This is a genomic window from Desulfosarcina sp. (assembly GCF_055467485.1).
This window is the reverse complement of sequence record NZ_JBUOIV010000002.1, coordinates 118,999-143,620: the sequence shown is the minus strand read 5'-3', so window position 1 is coordinate 143,620 and position 24,622 is coordinate 118,999. Positions and strand designations below refer to the sequence as shown.

Annotated in this window: 18 protein-coding genes; 15 read left to right on the top strand and 3 right to left on the bottom strand. The window is 57.6% G+C overall.

What is annotated here, in order from left to right; translation table 11 throughout:
* Nucleotides 1-157: 157 nt before the first annotated feature.
* The 4 genes from ACZCED_RS01765 (at nt 158) to ACZCED_RS01750 (ending at nt 6,943) form a co-directional block, all read left to right on the top strand.
* Nucleotides 158-850: a DUF2760 domain-containing protein gene (locus tag ACZCED_RS01765; protein ID WP_462967987.1), complete on the top strand. Its 693-nt coding sequence runs from the start codon at nt 158-160 to the stop codon at nt 848-850.
* A 116-nt stretch (nt 851-966) separates the two neighbouring features.
* Nucleotides 967-3,744: an Hsp70 family protein gene (locus ACZCED_RS01760; protein WP_464860080.1), complete on the top strand. Its 2,778-nt coding sequence runs from the start codon at nt 967-969 to the stop codon at nt 3,742-3,744.
* Nucleotides 3,745-3,974: 230 nt separating this feature from the next.
* Complete coding sequence (locus tag ACZCED_RS01755) at nt 3,975-4,199, top strand: hypothetical protein (protein ID WP_462967985.1); 225 nt, start codon at nt 3,975-3,977, stop codon at nt 4,197-4,199.
* Between the two features lie 11 nt (nt 4,200-4,210).
* Entirely contained in the window at nt 4,211-6,943 is a 2,733-nt protein-coding gene (locus tag ACZCED_RS01750; protein WP_462967984.1) for an ATP-binding protein, read from the top strand.
* Nucleotides 6,944-7,143: 200 nt separating this feature from the next.
* Here ACZCED_RS01750 and ACZCED_RS01745 read toward each other — a convergent pair whose 3' ends face one another.
* Entirely contained in the window at nt 7,144-8,163 is a 1,020-nt protein-coding gene (locus tag ACZCED_RS01745; RefSeq protein ID WP_462967983.1) for a cation diffusion facilitator family transporter, read from the bottom strand.
* A gap of 167 nt (nt 8,164-8,330) precedes the next feature.
* Between ACZCED_RS01745 and ACZCED_RS01740 the strand changes: the two genes are divergently transcribed.
* The 6 genes from ACZCED_RS01740 to ACZCED_RS01715 all read left to right on the top strand — a co-directional run bounded on the left by ACZCED_RS01740 (nt 8,331) and on the right by ACZCED_RS01715 (nt 11,768).
* Nucleotides 8,331-8,687 carry a cytoplasmic protein gene (locus tag ACZCED_RS01740; RefSeq protein ID WP_462967982.1) on the top strand — a complete coding sequence of 119 codons (357 nt, stop codon included), beginning with the start codon at nt 8,331-8,333 and terminating at the stop codon, nt 8,685-8,687.
* A complete protein-coding gene (locus ACZCED_RS01735) occupies nt 8,688-8,936 on the top strand; it encodes a hypothetical protein (RefSeq protein ID WP_462967981.1) in 249 nt (82 codons plus the stop codon).
* A 595-nt stretch (nt 8,937-9,531) separates the two neighbouring features.
* Entirely contained in the window at nt 9,532-10,134 is a 603-nt protein-coding gene (locus ACZCED_RS01730) for a peroxiredoxin (RefSeq protein WP_464860079.1), read from the top strand.
* A 98-nt stretch (nt 10,135-10,232) separates the two neighbouring features.
* Nucleotides 10,233-10,793: a YceD family protein gene (locus ACZCED_RS01725; protein WP_464860078.1), complete on the top strand. Its 561-nt coding sequence runs from the start codon at nt 10,233-10,235 to the stop codon at nt 10,791-10,793.
* 6 nt (nt 10,794-10,799) lie between these two features.
* Nucleotides 10,800-11,000: a hypothetical protein gene (locus ACZCED_RS01720; RefSeq protein ID WP_462967978.1), complete on the top strand. Its 201-nt coding sequence runs from the start codon at nt 10,800-10,802 to the stop codon at nt 10,998-11,000.
* A 186-nt stretch (nt 11,001-11,186) separates the two neighbouring features.
* Nucleotides 11,187-11,768: a hypothetical protein gene (locus ACZCED_RS01715; RefSeq protein WP_462967977.1), complete on the top strand. Its 582-nt coding sequence runs from the start codon at nt 11,187-11,189 to the stop codon at nt 11,766-11,768.
* A 75-nt stretch (nt 11,769-11,843) separates the two neighbouring features.
* Here ACZCED_RS01715 and ACZCED_RS01710 read toward each other — a convergent pair whose 3' ends face one another.
* Nucleotides 11,844-12,842: a DnaJ domain-containing protein gene (locus ACZCED_RS01710; protein ID WP_462967976.1), complete on the bottom strand. Its 999-nt coding sequence runs from the start codon at nt 12,840-12,842 to the stop codon at nt 11,844-11,846.
* A 337-nt stretch (nt 12,843-13,179) separates the two neighbouring features.
* On the opposite strand from ACZCED_RS01710, the gene ACZCED_RS01705 reads away from it, so the two are divergent.
* Nucleotides 13,180-14,391 (top strand): MFS transporter, encoded by a 1,212-nt coding sequence (locus ACZCED_RS01705; protein WP_462967975.1) that lies wholly within the window; start codon nt 13,180-13,182, stop codon nt 14,389-14,391.
* 173 nt (nt 14,392-14,564) lie between these two features.
* On the top strand, nt 14,565-14,945 hold the full coding sequence (locus ACZCED_RS01700; protein WP_462967974.1) for a hypothetical protein: 381 nt from the start codon (nt 14,565-14,567) through the stop codon (nt 14,943-14,945).
* Nucleotides 14,946-15,025: 80 nt separating this feature from the next.
* Here ACZCED_RS01700 and ACZCED_RS01695 read toward each other — a convergent pair whose 3' ends face one another.
* Complete coding sequence (locus tag ACZCED_RS01695; RefSeq protein ID WP_462967973.1) at nt 15,026-15,931, bottom strand: universal stress protein; 906 nt, start codon at nt 15,929-15,931, stop codon at nt 15,026-15,028.
* 214 nt (nt 15,932-16,145) lie between these two features.
* Between ACZCED_RS01695 and ACZCED_RS01690 the strand changes: the two genes are divergently transcribed.
* From ACZCED_RS01690 to ACZCED_RS01680, 3 genes are all read left to right on the top strand, one after another.
* On the top strand, nt 16,146-16,406 hold the full coding sequence (locus ACZCED_RS01690; protein WP_464860077.1) for a hypothetical protein: 261 nt from the start codon (nt 16,146-16,148) through the stop codon (nt 16,404-16,406).
* 130 nt (nt 16,407-16,536) lie between these two features.
* Nucleotides 16,537-23,601, top strand: coding sequence for a beta-ketoacyl synthase N-terminal-like domain-containing protein (locus tag ACZCED_RS01685; protein ID WP_464860076.1), 7,065 nt, complete (start codon nt 16,537-16,539; stop codon nt 23,599-23,601).
* Complete coding sequence (locus tag ACZCED_RS01680) at nt 23,598-24,530, top strand: alpha/beta fold hydrolase (protein ID WP_464860075.1); 933 nt, start codon at nt 23,598-23,600, stop codon at nt 24,528-24,530. Before ACZCED_RS01685 ends, ACZCED_RS01680 begins: the two co-directional genes overlap by 4 nt.
* The last annotated feature ends 92 nt before the right edge of the window (nt 24,531-24,622 follow it).

Genomic DNA, 24,622 nt, shown 5'->3' with positions numbered 1-24,622 from the left:
AATGCGTCACTTGATCTTTATGCCTTTATGATTAGCATAACTGATTAACCTCCACAAGGCAAAACCCGGTACACGATTGTCTTGAAAGGGCCGCCGGTGATTACTTGCGCGGCCAAAACATTTCCCAATAATCAGCAACCTGACAGGCAGCCGACCCATGAAACAGGTTAAAATGTTGAAGTCCTTTGCTTTGCGTTCCTTCTTCCAATCAATTTTTTTCTCAACGCTTCTGTTTGGCATCATCGCCTGTTTCTACTGGCGCTCCCGGGACGTGGGCACACCATTGAACGTGATGGAGTATGTGTGGTTGTATGTTTTCCTGATCCTATTCGGCATTCTGCAATGGCTGTTTCAAAAAGAGATCCTGGTTAAATTAACCGAACGCCACTCCGACTTGCCACAGACCCAAAAGCCGGCATCCACGAACACCCAGGAATCCGATGCGGATCGAAAGCAACGTCACAAACATGAACAGCGGCTTTTCGTGCACCTTTTTTCCGTGCTCCAGCGTGAGGGGCGCTTGATGGATTTTCTTCAAGAGGATCTCTCCCTTCATGAAGACAGCCAGATCGGGGCTGCGGTGCGCAGCATCCATGAAAACTGCAAGAAAACCGTTGAGCGCTATCTTTCACCGGAACCGGTCATGAAGCGTGCCGAAGGGGAGACCGTCGAAATCGCTGCCGGATTCGATCGGCATGCGGTCAAGCTGGTGGGAAACGTGGTTGGGCAGCCGCCTTTTTCGGGTATTTTACGCCACCGGGGCTGGCAGTTGCGCTCTATTTCACTGCCGAAACTGTCGGAGGCGGAAAACCCGAAACTCATCGCTCCTGCAGAGGTCGAGATCCAGTAGCCGCTTTCAAGCCAATTCCGAAAAAATTACCTTCATCGCGTGGCGGTCAACGATGACCACGTCGGCTGGGCCTCTATGACCTCCGGCACCATGACCATACTTCAAGGGGGATCTTTTTGACTTCGGAAAGTCGTTTTGTCATCGGCATCGATCTGGGCACCACCAACAATTCGGTCGCCTATGCGGAACTGGGCAATGGCGATACCGACAGGCCCGTCATCCAAACATTCCGGGTCCACCAGTTGACCGGCCCGGGTGAATTCGCCCCCCATTCCGTTCTGCCTTCATTCTTATACATTCCCGGTGAATACGACATCGCCGACCAGGATATGACTGCCCCATGGACCATCGATCAGCGCAGCCGGGATGACCGGAATTTCGTGGGCGTATTTGCCCGCGACCATGGCGGCAAGGTACCGGCGCGGCTGGTCTCTTCAGCCAAAAGCTGGCTGTGCAACAAAAGCGTCGATACTCAAGCCCGGATACTGCCATGGGGCGCCGGTGACGAGGTGTTCAAGGTCTCGCCGATCCAGGCTTCGGCCGCCTATCTCAAACATATCCGCAAAGCGTGGAACGTGGCCATGGGGGATGATGAGGACGGTTATCTGGAAAACCAGGTGGTGGTCGTCACCATACCCGCCTCTTTCGACGAGGTGGCCAGGGACATGACCCTTGAAGCCGCCCGCATGGCAGGCCTTCCGGATGTCATTCTGCTGGAAGAACCATTGGCCGCCTTCTATAACTGGTTGATGCGTCACGAAAAAGATTGGCCCGGACATGTGTCCACCAATCAACTCATCCTGGTTTGCGACGTGGGTGGTGGCACCACGGACTTTACCCTCATCTCCCTGCGCATGGCAGACGGCAGTCCGCGATTCGAACGAATTGCAGTCGGTGATCATCTGATTCTGGGAGGTGACAACATGGATTTTGCCATCGCCCGCAGCATGGCCCGCCGTCTGGGAAAATCACCGTCCACCATGGATAGGGATGCCTGGAAAACCCTCTGCCACCAGTGCCGCCGGATCAAGGAAAATATTCTGGACGGTATTGCTGACAGCGGCCGGGTTACCCTGATGGGTGGGGGATCAAGCCTGATTGCCGGCACCCTGACCGGCCAGATCAACCGCCGGGAGATCGAAGCGATCGTTCTGGAACAGTTCTTTCCGCTTTCCGGGTCCTGCAGCCATACGGATTCACTTGAAGGAAACGCATCTTGGGGGCTGCCCTATGAAGCGGACACCGCCATCACCGGCCACCTGGTTCGTTTTCTGGACCGCCATCAGGCGGATGTAAAAGCCGCCATCGGAACCGTTGATCCCTGCCCCGACCTGATCCTTTTCAATGGCGGGTCGCTGAAGGCGCGGGTGCTCCAGGAACGCATCCAGGAGGCTGTGCGCAATCGGTTTTCCCGCGACGCCGGCCCCGTGTGTCTTGACAACCGGGAGATGGACCTCGCTGTCTCCCTGGGTGCGGCCTACTACGGGATGGTCAAGGCAGGCATCGGTGTGCGGGTCGGCAGCGGAAGTCCTCGCAGTTATTATGTGGGCGTGGCTACCGGTGGTCCGAACGACAGTGCCGGTGCAACTCAGGCGGTGTGCCTGGTGGAACGTGGACTCGAAGAGGGCAGCGCCATCGCCCTCCCCGACCATGTGTTCAAGGTGCTGGCCAACCAACCGGTAGCATTTGATCTGTTCAGCTCCAGTTTTCGATCCGGCGACCATTGCGGAGACCGGGTGGACGTCGACGACACCCTGACCGCTCTGCCGTCGTTGAATACCGTCATTCAATTTGGCGACAAAGGCATTCAATCCGAGATTCCCGTCAGACTGGAAGCGAGCTATACCGAGGTTGGCTCCCTTGAGATCTGGTGCCAGTCCTTGACCTCGCCTCACCGATGGCAGCTTCGTTTTCAGCTCAGGGGAACCGTCACATCCGAGGAGGTGGCCGAAAGGGAAATTTTCGAAGCATCCCGGGTAGAACTGGCGCAACAGGTCGTTCTATCGGCGTTTGCTGCCGGCCGCGATAAATCTCGACTGCCTCGCTTGATGTCTGAGATCGCCGACGCCCTTGGCTGCCCCCGGGACAAGTGGCCCTTGAGCCTGCTGCGGGATCTGGCCGACACCCTGCTCGATAGCGCCGCCGATAGAAAGGCGTCTGCCGAATACGAAAGCCGCTGGATGAACCTGCTGGGGTATTGCCTCAGGCCGGGAATGGGAGAAGGTTTTGATCCCCATCGCGTCAAAAAGCTTTGGAAAGTATATAAAAAAGGACCGATCCACGCCAACGCCCCGCAAGTGCGCGCCGAATGGTGGATCATGTGGCGACGGGTGGCCGCCGGTCTCAATCCGGGCCAGCAGCGTCAGTTTTTCCAAGACATCTCTCCGTCCCTGGTCGTGAAGAAGGGTTCGCGAATTCCCCGCCAGGAATTCATGGAAATGTGGATGGCCACGGCCAACATGGAGCGCCTGCATGTCAAGGACAAGATCATCCTTGGACGCCAGCTTGTCGCCCAGTTCAAAGCAAGAAAACCCCAACCTCAGCTGTTGTGGGCACTGTCCCGGATCGGCGCCCGCGACCTGCTCTACGGTTCCATTGACCGGGTGATCCCGCCGACCGAAGTCGCCGACTGGGTCGCTGCCATTCTCCCGCTAAACTGGAAAAACCCCAAACCCGTCGTGGAGATGCTTTCCCAGTTGTGCCGAAAAACAGGCGACCCGTTGCGCGATATTCAGCCGGAGACCCGCGACAGGATTATCCACTGGATCACTTCAGCCGGCGATTTTCCCGAACCGCTGGTGCGCATCACCCAGCACGCTTCTCGGCGGCAGAAGGAACAAAATGCGGTTTTCGGCGAAGCGTTGCCAGCCGGTCTGATCCTGGAGGATAGATGAACGCGGACGTGGATCAGGGACTCGATCCTGGATGGCAGAAAACTGAAAAACGGATGGCGCCCTATTTCCTAAAACGATTACATCCATATGCACAGCGCCTTTTCTCCATCGCTCACCGGCTGGACATTCCATATTGCCAGTGGTAGGATAAACCCGCCTTCCCGATCTCGATAAAAAAACGTAAAAGCGGCGCAACGCAATCGGCGTTGCCGGTTGAAAGGGGCTGACCCATGACCCGCGACAAGATCAACGGCAGACGACTGGTGGGGCTTTTCTTGCTGGGCTTGTTGCTGTTCAACTATCCTTTGCTCCATCTGTTCAACCGACCGATGCTGGCTTTTGGCATTCCTGTCCTATACCTTTACCTGTTCACCGCCTGGTCGCTGATCATATTCCTGATACTGATGATCAGCCGTTCCAAGCCGGACACACCCTTTACGGATCACAGCGAATAGCGGGAGTTTCCATGCTGGCGACGGAAACCGTCATCTTCGTATCCCTGTGCTACATCGGTGTCTTGTTCGCCATCGCTTATTATGGCGACAAGCGCGCCGACATCGGCCGGAGCATCATCAGCAACCCCTATATTTATGCGCTCTCCCTCGCCGTATACTGCACCGCATGGACCTTTTACGGCAGTGTCGGGCGAGCCGCCTCCGCCGGCCCGGCCTTTCTGACCATTTATCTGGGACCCACGTTGATGGTCACGCTCGGCTGGCTGGTTTTGAAAAAGATCGTCCGCATTTCAAAGATTCACCGGATTACCTCCATTGCCGACTTCATCGGCTCCCGGTACGGAAAGAGCATGACGCTGGGGGGCGTGGTGACTGTCATCGCCGTGCTGGGCATCATTCCCTACATCTCGCTCCAGCTCAAGGCCATATCCTCCAGCTTCCTTCTAATCCATCAATACCCGTCGCTAAAGCCGTTGTCATCTCCAGGCGGCATCGGGGTGTGGAGCGACACCACCTTTTATGTGGCCCTGTTCCTGGCGGTTTTCGCCACGCTTTTCGGCACCAGGAACCTCGAGGCCACCGAACGCCACGAAGGCCTAGTGGCGGCGATTGCCTTTGAATCCATCGTAAAACTGGTGGCCTTTCTGGCGGTGGGAACATTTATCACCTTTTTCATTTACAACGGTTTCGACGAACTGAGCCAAAAAGCCCTGGTATCTCCCGAGCTTCGTCTTTTAATGACCCTGCCCAAGGATGCCGGTGCATTCTCCAGTTGGTTCGCCCACATTTTCCTGTCGATGATGGCCATCGTCTTTCTTCCCCGTCAGTTCCAGGTCATGGTCGTAGAAAATGTCAACGAAGACCATTTGAACAAGGCCATCTGGCTTTTCCCCCTTTACCTGTTGGCCATCAACATCTTCGTCCTGCCGGTGGCCTTTGCCGGCATGCTCTCTTTCGGCTCCAGCGGTCTTGACGCGGACATGTTCGTCTTGACGCTTCCTATGGCCAACAAGCAGGTATTTCTGACCCTGCTGGTGTTTATCGGAGGCATGTCGGCGGCGACCGGCATGGTCATCGTGGAGACCGTGGCCCTGTCCACCATGATTTGCAACGATCTGGTAATGCCGCTGCTGCTTCACATGCCATCTCTGAAGCTGGCCCAGCGCGAGGACTTGAGCAGCATCCTGTTATCCATTCGACGGCTGGGAATCATCTTGGTGCTGCTCATGGGTTACGCCTATTTTCACTATGCCGGGGAATATTACACCCTGGTGTCGATTGGTCTAACCTCCTTTACCGCGGTAGCTCAATTTGCCCCGGCCCTGCTGATCGGTATTTTCTGGAAAGGCGGCACCCGAACCGGTGCTTTGTTGGGCCTGGTGGCCGGTTTTCTGGTATGGTGTTATACCCTGTTCCTGCCTTCCCTGGCAGGCGCAGGCCTGATTCCCCAGGACTTCTTGGAGCACGGCCCCTTTGGCATCGATTCTCTGAAGCCGTTCGAACTGTTTGGCCTGGATGTATTCGACCGCATCACGCATGCGGTGTTTTGGAGCATGCTGGCCAACGTGGGCTGCTACGTGGCCGGATCCCTGTTCAGCCGCCCCTCGGCCATGGAGCACACCCAAGCGGCCATGTTCGTGGATGTCTATCGCTATGTGGGCAGGGTTCATGACTCATCCGTCTGGCGCGGGACCGCCTACCTTCCCGACCTCGTCTCCATGCTGGAGCGCTTTTTAGGGAGGGAGCGAACCGAAGCGGCGCTGGACAACTACGCCATGAACTACGGCATCAATTGGGACCAGTCCCTCACCCGGGATCCCGGACTGATCAATCACATCGAAAAACTGCTTGCCGGGGCCATCGGCTCGGCATCCGCAAGGGTAATGGTCGCTTCCGTGGTCAAGGAGGAGCCGCTTGGCATCGAAGAAGTGATGGATATCCTGAATGAAACCCGTCAGGCGATCATCTACAGCCGCGAACTGGAACGGGCATCGGCTGAACTGCGGGCGGCCAACCAGCGTCTTCAAGAGTTGGATCGGCTGAAAGACGAATTTATTTCAACAGTTTCCCACGAGCTTCGGACCCCGCTGACGGCCATCCGTTCTCTTGCCGAGATTCTCCACGACTACCCGGACACGACCCCGGACCGTCAACGGGAATTTTCCAGCATTATCATCCGTGAAACGCAGCGGCTGACCCGACTCATCACCCAGGTCCTCGATTTCCAGAAGTTGGAATCGGGCCGCATGCGTTGGGCGATAACCTCGCTGGATCTCAAGGACGTGGTGCAAGATGCAGTCAGCGCCACCGGCCAACTGGTGGCAGACAAGCGAATACGCATGCAGGTGAATCTGCCAGAATCATCACGACTCATCGATGGCGATCGTGACCAGTTGATCCAAGCCATGGTGAATCTGATCTCCAATGCCGTAAAGTTCTGTGATCCGGACCGGGGGCAGATCGACATCCGACTGGAATATGCCGCCGACCGGCTGACGGTTTCGGTCAAGGACAACGGCATCGGCATCAGTGAAACCGACCAGAAACAGATTTTCGACAAGTTTCAGCAGGTGATGGATCCGACCCGCGGACGCCCGCCGGGAACCGGCCTGGGGCTCTCCATCACCCGCCAGATCATCCGGCACCACCAGGGTGAGCTGAAGGTAAAGAGCACACCGGGAAAAGGTGCCACTTTTTATTTTTCCCTGCCCTTGAAACCCATTGCAGCCATGCCGGCGAAGTGACCCGCTCCGCTGTGGTTATTTTTTTTGACACCAGTTTTTGCCAGCTCAACGATTGGCCATTCCAGGCCGGTGTTCCGATGGACTCGAGCCGACCATGATCCAATGAAACCGGAGTCAGACCGGAGATTGGGGCGAGTCGCTCGGGTCAATGTGGTACGCGGCCAGATGGACAACAGCCCGCCAACGGACGTTGGCAGAAATCACTTGCTGCCTCCGAGCTTGACAAAATGATCATGACCGTCACTCCCCTCTTTCTCTGCCGCTGACCGCTCGGAACAGTTTTCCCAGCAGGCCATGGCCTTGCCATCTGAGGAAACCGTTCCGCACGGGTCCATGTGCACCAGAACGCCTGCATTGCCCTCGAAATGCCCGATAAGCAGCTTTTCCAGTGATTTGGCCTGGGCGTGGGCATCATCGAGCAGATAGTCCCTGGGCAGAACGAGGTGCAGATCGATATGGACAAAACTTCCGGACCGCCATGCCCGCAGTTGATGGATATCGATCCAGACTCCCTGGCGGTGTTCTTCAAGCAGCCGGGATATCTCGTCGAGTAGCCGGGGATCGGAGGCGTCCATCAGCGCCGAAAAGCTCTGTCGCACCAAACGTGTGCCGGTCAGCAGGATATTGACACCCACCAGACAGGCAATGCCGCCATCCAGCCAGAGCCAGCCGGTCAAATGGACAAGGAGCAATCCGGCAACCACGCCGGCGGAGGTGTAGACATCGGTGAGCACATGTTTGCCGTCCGCAATCAGGGTCATGGATTCTGTTTTTTTCCCAAGCCTTACCAGTCCGATCCCAAGCAACAGGTTGATGGCTGAGGCAGCGACCAGGATGGCCAGGCCCGCCTGCAGATTGGCAAGGGGTCTGGGCATCAGCAGGTGCGAGATGCCGGTCTTGAAAATCCCGACGGCGGCGAAGATTATCAGGGCCCCTTCGAACCCGGCGGAGAAGTATTCGATTTTGCCGTGTCCGTAAGGATGTTCGGAATCAGGAGGTTGTGCGGCCATCCAGATGCTCACCACGGCAAACGCGGCTGCCACGACATTGATGATGGACTCCAGCGCATCGGATAGCACCGCCGAGGAGCGGGTCAGGTGAAAAGTATAGAATTTGACGGCCATCAGCACCACGGAGACAGACAGGGAGATGCCGATGGCGGTCATGCGGAGTTTGAAAAATTGCCCCTTGGAGGGCGAGGCGTTTGTTTCGGTTTGCATGTGTCTTCAACTATATGACGGGCGGCAGCAAACTTCAACAGTATAGGTAGGTCAACCTGATGGCAGGCTCTTTTTACAAACTCCGTGACACCTTTAACAAAATCAGCTATCTTGAATCCTCGCGTATTTTACGAGACACCATCACCCAAAACGAATGGAGAATCTTAATGACAGGGCAAGAACAAATTGATTTTAAAGTAGATACTACCAGTCTATATCGAGAGGACGCCATCACCGATCTAAAGGTGGCATCCATACGACGGATGGTGCCCGTTACGGCGGACGGCAAGGACGACGCCAGTCGTTCCCCCGTCTTTTTCGGCCACACGCAAATCCTCACCCCACAGGGCCCGCTCCCCCTGCAGGCCAAATTGATGGCCAACAACCTGGCCGAAGCCATCCAGGTATTTCCCGAAGCCATGGAGCGGGAAATGGCCCGCATGGTAGAGCAGATCAGAAAAATGCAGGAGCAGGAGCAGAATAAGCAGCGCAGCGATTCCCGAATTATCGTGCCCGGCAGATAGATGGATATCCGGGTCGATTGCTATGCCGGCTACCGGAGCGAAGAGACGCCGCGGCGCCTGACGATGGGAGCACGCCACGTCGGCGTCGTTGCGATCCAGGATCGCTGGTTGGCGCCGGACCACCGGTATTTCAAACTTGTCGGTGATGACGGCAGCCTCTATATCATCCGACACGACCCCCACCAGGACAGGTGGCAGTTGATCTTTTTCAAAGAAAACCCGACAGCCGCCCCCGCCCCTCCTGGCTGATTCGGTCCCGACACGCCCTGGTTGGCTGAACCCGCCGACCCCACGGGACAAAAAGAACGTTCATCAAGATGTTTTTATGCCGGCCCATACAACCGTGGTTTCCCGGAGACCGCCGACAGCATCAACCCGCAGAAGCCTTCTTTAACGCCACGAATGAACCGAATCTTTTCGAACCCATAGCAGTCAACATCCGTCGATCGTCCCGACCATGATCATTTTTTGATCAAGCAGCGAACACCGCAACAAGCGACAAATGCTCGGCGAGGGGCGTGCGCCTCAACCTCGATCATGCCGCGCTATGGCCCATGCGCCTCAGATGACTTGACATGTCGTCATATGGAATGATTATTGGACATGTCTGTGGCGAACGATCGGGCCGACGGGGCTTCGCATTCGATATTTAAAGTCAAGTATTTCTATGACATGACAGATACCATCAAAACTGCCGATTGTTTGACCACGATGGAATCGTAAACCCGGCAAGGCAGATGCGTGGCTGTGCCTGTGTTGAAGGCCGGGAAACCAAAATTGGATGCGTGGCCCTTTTCGACAACCACCGATGACCGGCATCGGTTCAGATAATAAGGAGATCGACATGAGTGTACTCGTAGGAAGACCTGCACCGGATTTTACCGCGCCGGCGGTATTGCCCAGCGGTGAAATCGTAGAAGAATTCAAACTTTCCGACCTGCAAGGAAAATATACGGTTCTTTTCTTCTGGCCCCTGGATTTTACCTTCGTGTGTCCCACTGAAATCCTGGCCCACAATAGGCGCATGGACGCCTTCACCCATCGCGGCGCAAATGTGGTAGGTGTTTCCATCGATTCCCAGTTTACCCATTTCGCATGGCGAACCACGCCGGTAAAAGAGGGTGGCATCGGGCCGGTTCAGTTTCCCATGGTGGCTGACGTGAAGCATGACATCACCCGCGCCTTTGGAATCGAGCACCCCGATGCCGGTGTGGCCCTGCGGGCATCTTTTTTAATTGACCGGGATGGCATGGTTCAGCATCAAGTCGTCAACAACCTGCCTTTAGGCCGCAATGTTGACGAGATGCTGCGCATGGTCGACGCCCTCCAGTTTACCGAAAAAAATGGTGAAGTCTGCCCGGCCGGTTGGAACAAAGGTGATGAAGGCATGAACCCCACTAGCGACGGTGTCGCCGATTATCTTGCGGCCAATGCACAGAAGTTGTAGACTATCATCCTGAACGACGTCCCTGGCTGTGTCTTGCATCAGGCCACGACCAGGGACGTTAACCGACGCATTCCATTCAAACAACCAAACCACTAAATATGTTTCGAATCCACATCGGCAGCATCACCGAGCAGGGATTGAATCTGGACCAACGGGAGGATGCTGCCGCATTGCCCCTTCTCGCTGCCGTTGCCGGTGACGGCGTCGTCAGTTTTATCCGGCCGATCCATGTGCATATTCATGCAACCCTTGCCGGCGAAACGGTTATGATCAGCGGCAGGGCAGGATCTGAAGTCCGCATGCCCTGCGGCCGCTGCCTCGAGCCGTTTGACATGAAAATACAAACCGACTTCTCCGGCACGGCCGTGCCGGAAGATCCTTGCGCGATTGATCCGGCCGCGGAGGACGACATCGAGCTTACCGCAGATGATATGGACGTGATCGTCTACAGCGGGGACAGCATCGATCTCGCAGATGAAATTGCCCAGCAGATCATCATGGCCCTGCCGTTTAGACCCCTGTGCCGGGATTCGTGCAAGGGTTTGTGCAACCGATGCGGTGCGAATCTCAACCAAACATCCTGCCAATGCCAACGCCAGGATGAAAGCAGCCCCTTTGCCGTTCTCAAGGCACACACGTTCCCCAAGAAACAGGAATAGGATGTCATGTCCTTACAACTCATAGCCAGGGATCTTTACCGGCTCCAACAGGAAGTGGAACGGCTAGAAAAGGAATTGGCTGAATGCCCGCCCGCCGGACACGAGGCCCTGAAGCTGAACCTTGCCCAGGCAAAAACCGAAAGGGATCAGATGAGGCGGATGCTGGACGGCCGATTGGATCGGAGATCCGGGAGTGGAAAGCGATGATAGGTGACGTCGGCCTGTGTTGCTATCGGCGATGACGGTTGACAGCAGCCAGCCAAAGCCGGTATATGCGACCATTCGTTGCAAGCGAACCGCCCGCTGCCTATAACATTAAACTATATTTATCTAAGTTGGTTATATCGTATTCCATCAACCATTTGATAAACCTACACGCCTTGAGGAGCGCCCATGGACTTTAAGCGTCACATCGAAACCGCCTGGAATCTGACCCTTGGCAATGTCGTATCGCTGATTCTCATAACCCTGGTCATGGTAGCGGTGAGTTCCCTGAGCCTGGGCATTCTGGCCCCGGTCACCATGGCCGGTTACACCCAGAGCCTGCTCCAGTTGATGCGAAACGGCCGGGAACCCAAAGTCCAAGACCTTTTTGCCCACATGAATCTGTTTCTGCCGCTGTTGGGATTCGGCATCGCCGTGTTCGTGGCGGTCGCCATCGGTTTCGCGCTGCTCTTCCTGCCCGGCATTATGGTCGTTGTGGCGGTCACCTTCTGTTGTATCTACATGATGCCGTTGATGACCGACAAGAATATGGGCATCGTCGATGCGGTCAAGGAAAGCTATGCCATGGCCAGAAGCGGTGAACTGGTTGATCACGTGGTGGTGGTGATCATCTTCATGGCTATTTCAATGATCGGCGGGACCGTCTTCATCGGTGTGCTGTTCACCCAGCCGCTGGCCACCCTTTTTCTGCTCTCCACCTACGAAGAAAGAATCAGCAGCACCCCGCCACCGGCACCGCGGCCGGTATAGCCGACGGCCTTCCGAACAAAACAGGTGGCATCGGCCAACACTACGATGCCACCTGTTTTTCCATCGCTGGTCAAGTCAGTTCCTTGATTTGCCCTTCAACAATTTTTCATAGGCCGCAGCAAGCTTGACAAAGGTATCCGGATCACCGCCTTTGTCAGGGTGATGCCTCAAGGCCAGTTTGCGGTACTGCCGGGTCAGCGACCGGCAATCCATATTTTTCAAGGCATCCACCGTCACGCCGAACAGCCGGGCGGATTCGGCCAGGCTGACCTGAACGCTCTCCGGCGGGCGATGGATTCGGTGGCGATTCATGAAATCCCTCAGGTAATCACGGAAGGGGTCGCCTGAGGGAAAACAGTTGTCGAAATACATGACCGCGTAGCGAACCAGGTGCTGTTGCAGCCCGGATTCATCGTCGCTGCCTACCCAGAACGATTCGTCCCGGCTGAGTTGACACAGGGTGTTGACGAAAAAACGGTCCATGCGTTCCTGATCGAGGCCTTCGGGGTGGCTGCGCGCAAAATGTTCGCTGAAGTAACGCTGCAGGTCAAAAATCTGATACGTGTAGAGGGACAGTTCCTCCGCCTTCAAGATGCGTTCCGCTTCAATAAAATCGTATTCGATCTCATCGCGGGATTTGTGTGTCAGGTTTGCATAAAAACGGTCCGGCGTGCAATTCACATCTTTGGGGTCCACCCGTCCCAGCTTGAGATAGTGCAGTCGGTACCGGTCGAAGCGATGAATGGTGTCAGCCGGAGCACACGTATCCGAAGGAGAAGCGGTTCGTGCCTTTCGATCGAATCCGTCGACCACCCGTCTGATGTGCGGCGGCAGAAAGGGCATGAAAACCGGTTCCAGGTCATTCTGGGTTACTGAAAAACCCAGATCGGCGATGGCGTCCTCCACCGCCGTATCGATATAAAAGCCATTCCCACCGGGATAGACAATAAAGCGCGACGGGTCATCACCCAGATCGAACAGGTCACGGCTCCGATAGCAGTGACCATCGGCATAGGATTGTCGGATCATATACCGCCGACCGTGACGCTTGTCGGGCAATCGGGCAAGATACATAGTGCGGTGCTCCCTTCAAAGCCAAATGGCCATTATAAAAAAGATAACCGTTCTCCTGGCAAATACAACTATTGCTGGATGGTCACTGCCATTGACCTTTGCCGGTTGCCTTTGTTGGATTGAGCCGTAACCACGTACACATGCCCTTCGTTGCGACCGGATTGCCATGCGAACGGGGAATCGACAATTAGTCCATGGGTCTTTCGAAGTATTGCCAGCCTGAAGATCGCCATCGGTCGCTCTGCGGTTGACCGAATCCGGGCAAACGGATATAGGTTCGATCGGTTAGGGCCTTTCTTGTGGATATGTGCACGTTTTCCTGACAACAGTGGACCCTATGCAATCAATCGTTAATCCGTCGGCCATCCAAACGCCCTTGGCGGGCGACCGCGTCAACTTTAAAGGCGTCATCGCCGTCTCCATCGGACACTTTGTGCATGACGTCTATTCGAGCTTTCTGGCGCCCCTGTTGCCACTGCTCATCGAAAAGCTCTCCATGTCCCTGACCCAGGCCGGGCTGCTGTCCACGGTGATGCAGTTGCCCGCATTGATCAACCCCTGGATCGGTTCCCTGGCAGATCGCATCAGCGTGCGTTGGTTTCTCATACTGGCGCCGGCCTTGACCGCCGTCCCCATGAGCCTTATCGGCGTCGCACCCACCTATGGCATACTGCTGATCCTGATGCTGTTTGCCGGCATCAGCATATCCGTTTTTCATGTGCCGGCACCGGTGGTGGTGGCCCGCATGTCCGGAGATCGAAAAGGCATGGGCATGTCTTTTTTCATGGTCGGCGGGGAAGCGGCCCGTGCGGTTGGCCCGATGGCGGCGGTGGGTCTGGTGGCCCTCATGGGGTTGGACGGATTCTATCCGGTGATGGTGGTCAGTTTTGCCTGCTCGGCCATGCTGCTCTTGGCTACCCGAGACCTTCCGGTGACCCGCACCGCCGCCGCACCGGTGCCGCTGACGCAAACCTGGCGCAGCATGCGGCATATCCTGATGCCGATTACCGGCATTCTCGTGGCCAGGGGCTTCATGCACGGCTGCATGGCCTCCTTTCTGCCCACCTTCATCGCCATGAACACGGGGAATCTGTGGCTGGCCGGTGCCGGATTGACCATCTTCGAAATCGCCGGTGTTGCCGGCGTCATGGTGGCCGGCACCCTGAGCGATCGTTTTGGCCGCCGACGGTTACTGACCCTGTCGCTGCTTGGCGCGCCAATATCCCTGCTGGCGTTCGTCTGGGTGGATGGGTGGTTGGCTTATGCCATGCTGGTGCTCACCGGTTTCACCTTGTTGTCCACCACTCCGGTGATGCTGGCATTGGTTCAGGAAAACGCCGTGGAGAGTCCCTCGGCTGCCAACGGACTGTTCATGATGATTTCATTTCTGGCCCGCTCGGCGGTGGTGGTGATCGTCGGCATGACCGGGGATCTGATTGGATTGAAAACGACATATATCATTTTTGCCCTGGTTGGATTTATCGGCCTGCCCTTTGTCTTCCAATTGCCGGCCGACACAAAAACGAAAACCGTTCTGCAACGACCTTAGCCGATTGACAGGTAACCATTTCGAATTTATAATTATATAGATATCAAAGAGCCTATTTGCAAAACCGACCCTTCACCCCAACATGGATCGGCAGCTATCTTCCCGACGTTAGCGGTAAACCAACAATATGAAAGGAGGATCTTTAAAAATGACATAACCAAAGGAGGTATACCATGAATCCCAAACATCCATTCAAACTCCAATCCTCCCTTGCCCGGATAAGTATCTGGACCATCGTTCATCACGACTTTCTTGCCGCACAGATAAGGATTTATGTCTGGGCCGCCTCGGCCACCGTGCTGTTCCTGTCCATCACCGGCTTGATTCCCCTGCAATTGGCCCTTCACCTTCTGCTTTTCTGCGGACTGGGCATCCTGATCCTCTTATGGTCCCTGATCAACTGGAGACGATCGATCCTTTTAGGCATCCGGGATGGCGACTTGAAGCTTGAGGCGCATGGAGCCATGCTGTCCCTGATCCACTCCAGGCCGTGTTCATTTGAAGAGAAAAAGCCGGTGATGGGACGGACGCCTCGAAAAAAACGCCATTCATGACCGTTAAAAAAAACGATTATCTCTCGGTCATGGTGAAAAATCCGTCGATTTCCCACGGCGCAGGCTGCCGTTGTTTCGTATCAGGGCGGGCAGACGGACAGCACCGGACAAGCCACCTCGCGGATCAACCGGTCGGTTGTCGAGCCCAAAAGCATCGTTTCCACCAGTGAATGGCCCCTCACACCAAGTACGATGAGGTCAACCTGATGGGATGCGGCGTATTTCTTCAGCGCCTGAAAAGGTTTGCCGGCCTCGCAGGCGATCTCAACCTTGCACCAGTTGTGGGCATCTGCCGGCACCAGTTCTTCGAGTCGCTGCCGGCAACCCGTGGTCACCTCGGTGAGCGCCTCCGATTTTACGCTATCCGGCAACATGGCATCTCGGTAGACAAAAGGCTCCACCACATGCACTAAATGGATCACGGCTTCGAACTCCTGTGCGAGGCTGAACCCGTATTGCACCGCCATCCCGGAATCTGCTGAAAAATCGCACCCCACCATGATCTGTTCGAAGCCGAATCCCTTGAACCGCTTTTCCATCCTACCCGATTTTTCAGGCGGCGTAACGACCAGCAATGGACAGGAAATCGTTCGCAACAGCCTTTCGGTCACCGAACCGAGGAACAGTCGCTTAAACCCGGTGCGCCCGTGGGTGGATACGATAGCCAGGTCCGCCTGCTTTTCAGAAACCAGACGGCACAGCGTGCTGGAGACGGGGCCGGTTTCCACCACAGCTTCCCAATTCAGCGCACTGTCCTTCACCAACCCCCTTATCTGATCCATGGCACCGGTTTTCATCTCTTCGATCTGATCTTCCGGGTATACAAAAGCCGCCCCGTGCATGGTAACCAAAGGCAGATCGATCACATGACAGATCGACAGCCTTGAACCGAACTCTTTGGCCATGCCGATGGCCTGCATCACGGCTGAATTGGAAAAATCAGAAAGGTCGGTGGCGCAGAGGATACGCTTGATTTGGATTTTCATGGTTCACCTCCTTTTTTTTTCGTTTACGCGTGCCTGACCAAACCGTAAACGCGTTACATCCGACAAAGCACGTTTAGCGAACATTCCGAGGGTATGATTGGCTTGGAGTGTTCGCGGGCCTTTGTGAAAGAACCGCATGTTACGAATCGGCCTGACCGGGTGGAACCGTTGATCATTCGTTTTTCCCTATGGCATGATAGGCAAGAGGCGCGTTGTGGCTTATGCGTCAATTCGATTGAGCTGGACAATTGGCGGCATCGGGCATTTTGAAAAGCGTGGCGCCGCATCATCTGTATCCGGAGTCGCGGCAAAATCATTGTGGGCGTCTGTTAATAACACAATAGCGGCAGCGGATGCCGCTGTCAAAACAAATCCCGAACCCTTGCGCCGTGGTCGCCGGCAGCATGTTGAGAGACGCGAATTGCCTGCCGATGGGTCGGTGACCCGGATCGGCAGCAGGCTGATCGGCTATTGATTATTGCGTTATATCCATGAAGCGGGTATGTAATTATGTTTTGGCAAATAATTGAAAGCAATACCATCAATATCGTTATTTTCGGGGGCAACCTCGAAACCATTTTAAAAAATTAGTGATTTTCCTTGATATGGACAGACACCCCCTTATTGCCGTCGTCGGCATGGACGGCATCTTTCCCGGCGCTCCGGACCTGGATCGGTTCTGGCAAAACATCGTCAACGGCATCGACCAGTCTGCACCGGTTCCGGAGGACCGCTGGATCTCCCCATCTCAGGATCGGCTGAGCACCACCCGGGTGCCGGATCGTCCCTATTCCCGTCACGCCTGTTTGATCAATGATTTCACCTTCGATCCCGATGCCTTTACCCTTGATCCGGAGTTGACCCGAGGGCTGGATCCGGTCCACCAGCTTACGCTCACTGCCGGGAAGCGGGCCGTCCGGAATTGTGTAACCGCTCCGGTCGACCGCCGCCGCGTCCATACCATTCTGGCAGCCATCGCCCTGCCCACGGACAGTGCCTCCGGCTTTTCCCGAAAAATCCTGGGCAAGGCCATTGAAAATCGCCTGTTTCTCCGTACGCCGGCATCCCCGGCAATACCGACCCGTGTCGAGGCCATGGCCAGCCGGGTCGACGGGCTGCCTGCGGCACTCCTGGCCGCGGAAATGGGATTTGGGGGGGATAATTTTACCCTTGACGCCGCTTGCGCGTCTTCTATCTACGCGGTCAAACTCGCCTGCCAGGCACTGGCGGCGGACCGTGCGGACATGGTCGTGACCGGCGGGGTCTCGCGACCCGAATGCCTGTATACCCAGACCGGCTTCAGCCAGCTGCAGGCCCTTTCCCTCTCGGGCCGTTGCGCACCCTTTGACCGTCGGGCAGACGGCCTGGTGGTGGGTGAAGGTGTCGGTATTCTGGTGTTGAAGCGCCTGGCCGACGCCATCGCACACGGCGATACGATCCACGGCGTGATTCACGGTGTGGGCCTTTCCAACGACATGCGCGGCAACCTGTTGGCCCCCGAGAGCCTCGGCCAGATCCGCGCAATGGAGCAGGCCTACCGGTTGGCCGGCTGGCAGCCATCAGACGTGGATTACATCGAATGTCACGGTACCGGTACTCGTGCCGGCGACGCCACGGAAGTCCAAAGCCTGGTTCAACTCTGGAAAGCCGCATCTTCAGACGCGGGCACCTGCGCCATTGGTTCGGTAAAATCCATGATCGGCCACCTGCTGACCGCCGCCGGCGCGGCCGGCATCATCAAAACGCTGCTGGCCATGCGGCACCGGACCCTGCCGACGTCGATCAACTTTGAGCAGCCCCCCGAAGACAGCCCGCTGAGGGGCAGTCCTTTCAGGGTGCAAACCAAAGCAGCGCCGTGGCAGGCCCGTGCGGAACAGACCCCCAGGCGGGCTGCTGTCAGCGCTTTTGGCTTCGGCGGCATCAACGCCCATATCCTCTTCGAAGCGTGGCCAACGCATCGCCCTGTGGACCGATCCATCACTTGCCAACGATTATCGGTAAATGAAAGCCCCGATGTTGCTTCTCCTGCCCCGGTGGCCATCGTGGGTATGGATGTGACCCTGGGATCGCTGAACCATCTGCAAACATACGCCGACGCCATATTTCAAGGCCACAGCGGCATCGCGACCCGGCCCCCCGGCCGCTGGAAAGGAGCCGACAGCGCGTTGATCGGCGCCTTGGGCGGCCTCGACCCCAAAGGGGCCTATGTCGACAGCATTGAGATCAGTATCGGCGAGTTCCAGATTCCGCCCAATGAAATCCATGACATCCTTCCCCAGCAGTTGCTGGCCCTCAAAGTGGGTGCCGGCGCCCTGACCGATGCCGGGTTCGACCTGCGCGCCCCCCGTGAACGCATGGGTGTGGTGTTCGGGATCGGATTCGATTTCGAAGCAACGAACTTTCATTTGCGCTGGCAGCTTTTCACGGCGGTCAGGCACTGGAACGCGGTGCATGGCCTGAACCTGGACGACCGGACCATGGACCAGTGGATGGAAAACCTGCGTAACCAATGCGGCCCCCCTCTCACCCCGCCGCGTGTCATGGGGGCTTTAGGAGGCATCGTCGCCAGCCGCATGGCCCGGGAATTTCGCCTCGGCGGACCCAGTTTCGTGCTCTCAGCCGATACGGCATCCGGGTTCAAAGCGTTGCAGGTCGCCGTCGACCTGCTGCAGGAGGGGGCAGTCGACGCCATGCTGGTCGGAGCGGTGGATCTGGCCGCTGAAGGACGCAGCGTGGTTCGCACGAACCGCTTCTTGCCCCTTTCGCCAACCAATTCAGTCCGCCCATTCGATGCCTCAGCCGATGGGACGCTTCCCGGAGACGGTGCGGTGGCACTGGCGCTCAAGCCGCTGGCTCGGGCCAGGATCGACGGCGATCGCATTTATGCCGTCATCCGTGGCATCGGCAGCGCCGGCGGTGATGATCCGGCAGCGGGAAAGGTCAGCGAGTCGACCTACAGCTACTCGTTGTCCGGGTGTTTTAGCCGCACCGATGTCCCTGTCGACTCGGTGTCATATGTGGAAGCTCACGGCGCCGGTGTACCGGATCAGGACTGTATGGAAATCGCCGCCCTTGCCCGCTTTTTTCAAAAAGCCGACCGGACCGATCCGTCAGCGGCCATCGCTCTTGGATCGGCCACACCCATCGCCGGGCTTACCGGCGCTGCCAGCGGCCTGGCGTCCCTGGCTAAAGCGGCGTTGTGCCTGTATCATCGCGTTTTACCCCCCCTTGCCGGTTATACGCGGCAACCCGAGCCATCGGACGGACCAGCGGAAAGGATTCATCCCTTTCACATGCCGGACCGGGCCCAGCCATGGTATCGGGATCGGGAGCGCGGTCCCCGAACCGCCTGCTGCGCGTCGATAACCGTGGATGGCACTTGCAGTCACGTGTTGATTCAGGAGGACGAAAAAAACGCATCCGGTGTCGAACCTGCCGGTCCGGCACCGGTGATCGGCACCCGTGCCGGCTTTTTCGCAGTCAGCGCAGACGAACCTTCGCAACTGATTGAAGGTCTTGCAGATCTGGAGGATTTCTTATCGCGCACCGCCTCTGCCGAGCCGCTTGAGGCGACTGCCGGAAGGTGGATGCAATTGCACCCGCCGCGGCCCGATCATCGCCGGGCCATCGTCCTGATTCTTAAACCGGAGGATGATTTTAGCAGGGTGTTCAACGATGCCCGCCAAGCCATTGCCGCCGGCGAATCGGATCCGCACTCCAGGCAGGTCTTTTTTCGCGCTCAACCCATCGGAGCCGATGCCCGGGTTGCCCTGGTCTACCCCGGTTCGGGCAACCATTACCTGGGCATGGGGCGCGATCTGGCCCTGCGGTTTCCGGACACGGTCAATGGTATGGACCGTGAAACCGCCCGATTGAAGACCCAATTCCGACCCTGGAGTCTGATGCCCTGGCGACGCTCGTGGCAAGCCGGTTGGGAGGCTGATGCCATCTCCCGGCTCAATGCCGACCCCTTGAACATGATATTTGGCCAGGTGGTTTTCGGCGAGCTCATGACCCGCATCCTCGACCGCTTTTCCGTGCGTGCGGATGCGGTCATCGGCTACAGCCTTGGCGAATCGTCAGCCCTGTTCGCCCAGGGTGTGTGGTCGGACCGGGATGACATGCTGGCGCGCATGCAGACCACCGACCTGTTCACCACCCAGCTTTCCGGCCCGTGCCTGTCGCTTCGCCAGGCATGGTCGATACCGGAGGGCGAAGAGGTGGCATGGCGTGTGGCGGTGGTCAACCGGCCGGCAGAATCGGTCCGGCAAACCCTTTCAGCGATACCCCGGGTGCGGCTGCTCATCGTCAACTCACCCCGTGAATGCGTCATCGGCGGGTTGGAACGGGCGGTGGCACAGGCCGTCACCACCATGGGTTGCCAGGCCGTCTATCTGGACGGCGTGGTCACCGTGCACTGCGATGCGGCCGGCCCTTCGGCCGACGCCTACCGGCGGCTGCATGTTTTTCCGACCACTGCCAAGCCAGGGCTCGATGTATACAGCTGCAGCTGGGGCGCCCCCTATGAAGTCACTTCTGACCAAATTGCTGATTCCATTGTAAAACAAGCTGTTGAGGGATTCGACTTCACGCGGACGATTAAGTGTGCAGCCGCCGCTGGAGTCAGGGTGTTCATCGAGGTGGGGCCGCGGGCGTCGTGCAGCCGCATGATCGACCAGATCTTGGACGGTCAACCCCACTTGGCCGTGGCGGCCAACCATGGCACCGAAGATGAAATCGCCTCGTTGCTGCGGTGCCTGGCCCGGTTGGTCGCCGAACGGATACCTGTGAACCTGAACGCATTGTATGAGGGCGTACCATCCGCCCTTGTTTCTTCGGAGTCGGTCAGTAACCGCAAGATCGTGCGGGTCGCGGTGGGCGGTCCGATCATCTCACCCGCGTTGCCTGTGGCGTCGAAGCCAAAGGAACCGTCTGAATCGTTGCCCTCGCCGCCGATGGAAGTCAAGCTTCCGGCCGGCTCTCAAGGCAAGGACGGATCGCCGGCTTCGGCTGGAAACGATTCTGCTTTCGATGCCCCCTGGGCGAAACTGCTTGAGGCGGCCCACCGGAACATGGAGACCACGGCCAGCGCCCATCAGCAGTTTCTCGATTTATCTCAGGAATTAACCCGAAGTGTTGCCGAAACCGTCGACCTGCAGACTCGCCTGCTGGGGTTGGGCGCTCGCCTGACCGGCGCGCCTTCGGCACAGCCGGATGCTGCGGCTGCCGCGATTGAGGTGCCCGAATCACAAAACCTTCCCGCCTTTGACCGGGAGATGTGCCTGGCTTTTGCCGTCGGCAGCGTGGGCCACGTCCTGGGACCGGCCTTTGACGTGGTGGACACCCACCGGGTGCGGGTGCGCCTTCCCGACGAGCCGTTGATGCTGGTGGATCGCATCATCTCCGTGCAGGGTAAAATGCTGTCCATGGAATCGGGGCAGGTGGTCACCGAGCATGACGTTCTGCCGGGTGCCTGGTACCTGGATGGCGATCGCGCACCGGTTTGCATCAGCGTGGAGGCCGGTCAGGCAGACCTGTTTCTGAGTTCCTACCTGGGCATCGACCATAGGGTGAAGGGTGAGCGGGCCTACCGCCTGCTGGACGCGGTCGTGGTCTTTCACAGGGGGTTGCCCCGTCCCGGGGATACCATCCGCTACGAGATCGCCATCGACCGCTTCGTGCGCCAGGGAGAGACCTGGATGTTCTTCTTTCGCTTCGAAGGGTTTGTCAATGGCGATCACCTGATCAGCATGCGCGACGGTTGTGCCGGATTTTTCACCGAAGCCGAGGTGATCAACTCCGGCGGCATCATCCTCACCGAACGGGAACGCCAGGCCGTGCCCGGCAGATGTCCGGTGGATTGGCATCCGCCGGTTCCCATGGCCAGGGAGACCTATTCGGAGGACCAGGTGGACGCCCTGCGCCGCGGCGACCTGGCCGGGTGTTTCGGCAGTCAGTTCGCCGGCATCGGCTTGTCGGCCGGCCTGCATTTGCCAGGTGGCCGCATGCGCCTGATCCACCGTGTTCTTGAACTTGACCCCGCGGGTGGCCGCTATGGCCTCGGCCTGATCCGGGCCGAAGCGGACATCCACCCCGATGACTGGTTCCTCGTCTGCCATTTCGTGGACGACATGGTCATGCCCGGCACCCTCATGTACGAATGCTGCGCCCACACGCTGCGGGTCTTTCTCCAGCGAATGGGATGGGTAACGGAAAAACCCGGCGTGTGCTACGAACCGGTAATTGGCAATGCCGCCCGCCTCAAATGCCGCGGACCGGTCACCCCGGCAACGCGCCATGTGCACTACGAAATCCAGATCAGCGAAATCGGATACGGCCCCGAACCCTACGCCATTGCCGACGCCCATATGTCGGCCGACGGCCGCCCCATCGTCTTTTTCAAGGATATGTCCGTGAAAATGACCGGGATCAGCCGTGAGGAGATCGAGGCTGCATGGCGTCCACGGACCACTCGCCCAACGAAGGTCAAAGAACCGACGATGCCTGCCGCCCCCCTGTACGATCGGGCGTCAATCCTGGCCTTTGCCACGGGAAAGCCCTCCGAGGCTTTTGGTGAGCCTTACCGCGTCTTCGACGAAAATCGAAAAATCGCTCGCCTTCCGGGACCACCCTATTGCTTCATGGACCGGGTGATCCATGTAGAACCGCCCCCATGGACGCTCAAGGCCGACGGATGGATCACCGCCCAGTATGACATCCCCGAGCGGGAATGGTATTTTGCGGCAGACCGCTCCGGCGTCATGCCCTTCTGCGTCTTGCTGGAAATCGCCCTGCAACCCTGCGGGTGGCTGGCCGCCTATGCAGGTTCGGCCCTGCGCAGCCAGCGTGACCTGAAATTCCGCAACCTGGGAGGCAACGCCATTTTGCACCGCCAGGTGACACCGGCCACCGGCACGTTGACCATGCGTTGCCGCATGACCAAGGTCAGCGAGGCGGCCGACATGATCATCGAAAATTTCGATTTCGAGGTGTATGCCGGTGACGAACCGGTCTACACCGGCGACACCTATTTCGGGTTCTTTTCCGCTGAAGCGCTCAACGAGCAAAAGGGCATGGGGCCGGCGGATCCCCTGGTCAAAGCCATGTCCCCCTATTCCGGGACAACGGTCGGTGCCAGCGTCCTGTCCATGGATCCCCCGCACACAACGGAATCCGCCACTGCCCTTTCCCTTTTCGTGGACGAGCTGGCCCTGCCCGGCAAGGTCCTGATGATGGTTGACCGCATCGAGGCCAATTTGCCGGAAGGCGGGCCTTCCGGTCTGGGTTACATTCGCGGCATTAAAAAGGTGGATCCGGACGAATGGTTTTTCAAGGCCCATTTCCACCAGGATCCGGTCTGCCCCGGGTCCCTGGGCTTGGAATCCTTTTTACAACTGATTAAAACTGTGACAATGAAACGGTGGCCGCATCTGGCGGTAACCCACCGGTTCCGCATGGTGGAGGGCAGCCGCCACAGCTGGACCTATCGCGGGCAGATCATTCCGAAAAATAAAACCGTTGCCGTGGAAGCCCTGATCACACGCGTGCGTGATGGCGGCGCCCCGACGATCCGGGCCAACGGCCTGCTCAGTGTGGATGGCCTGCCCATATACAAAATGGAGAATTTCGAACTGGCCCTGGTTCCAGCAGCAGGCAAAACGAAACCATGACCCTTCGCAATCAGACCATCGATGCGGCCGACTACCGCCACCTTTATCCGTTCCAGTCCCATTATCTGGAACGCAACGGGCTTCGCTACCACTTTGTCGACCAGGGGAAGGGCGACCCGGTGGTCATGGTGCACGGCAACCCCACCTGGTCTTTTTTCTTTCGCCGCATCATTGCCGCCCTTGCATCGAGCCATCGCACCATCGCTCCGGATCACATGGGGTGCGGCCTGTCGGACAAACCCGATGAGAGCGAATACGACTTCCGGCTGCAGAGCCGCCTGGATGATTTTTCGGCGCTGATGGATCATCTCGACCTGGATCGGGTCACGCTCATGGTCCATGACTGGGGCGGCATGATCGCCATGGCCTGGGCCGTGGCGAACCCGCACCGGGTGGCGCGCCTGATCATCAGCAACACGGCAGGCTTTTTTCCCCCGGGCCGCAAGCGCATCCCCTTTCGTCTGTGGGTCATTCGCAATCTGGGTGCCCTGGCCACGCCGGCCGTCCTCCACGGGAACCTGTTTGCCAGAGGGGCCCTTCACATGGCACCGCGGAAACGGTTGGCAGCAGAAGTGAAAAAAGGGCTGCTGGCCCCCTACAACTGCCCGAGAAACCGGCTGGCCACCTTGCGCTTCGTCCAGGACATTCCCCTGCTGTCCGGCGATCCGGGATTCTCCATCGTCGACCGGGTGGACCGGCACCTGGCCTCACTGGCCCATGTCCCCATGCTGATCCTGTGGGGACGGCACGATTTCGTTTTCGACGTGGATTACTACAACGAGTGGTGCCGACGGTTTCCCAAGGCTGAAAAACACCTGTTCGACGACGCCGGCCACTACCTGATGGAGGATGTGCCGGAGCGGATCATCGGATTGGCAACCGATTTTTTATCACGCCATCCGGTGTCGCGCAAGTTCGATTCTGTATGAGTTTAAATACATAAAATCAGGTAACTTATAAATTTATAACTAAACTCTTGGATAAGATCTTTCAGGTTGCCGTCTACAAGGCTGCATAACAA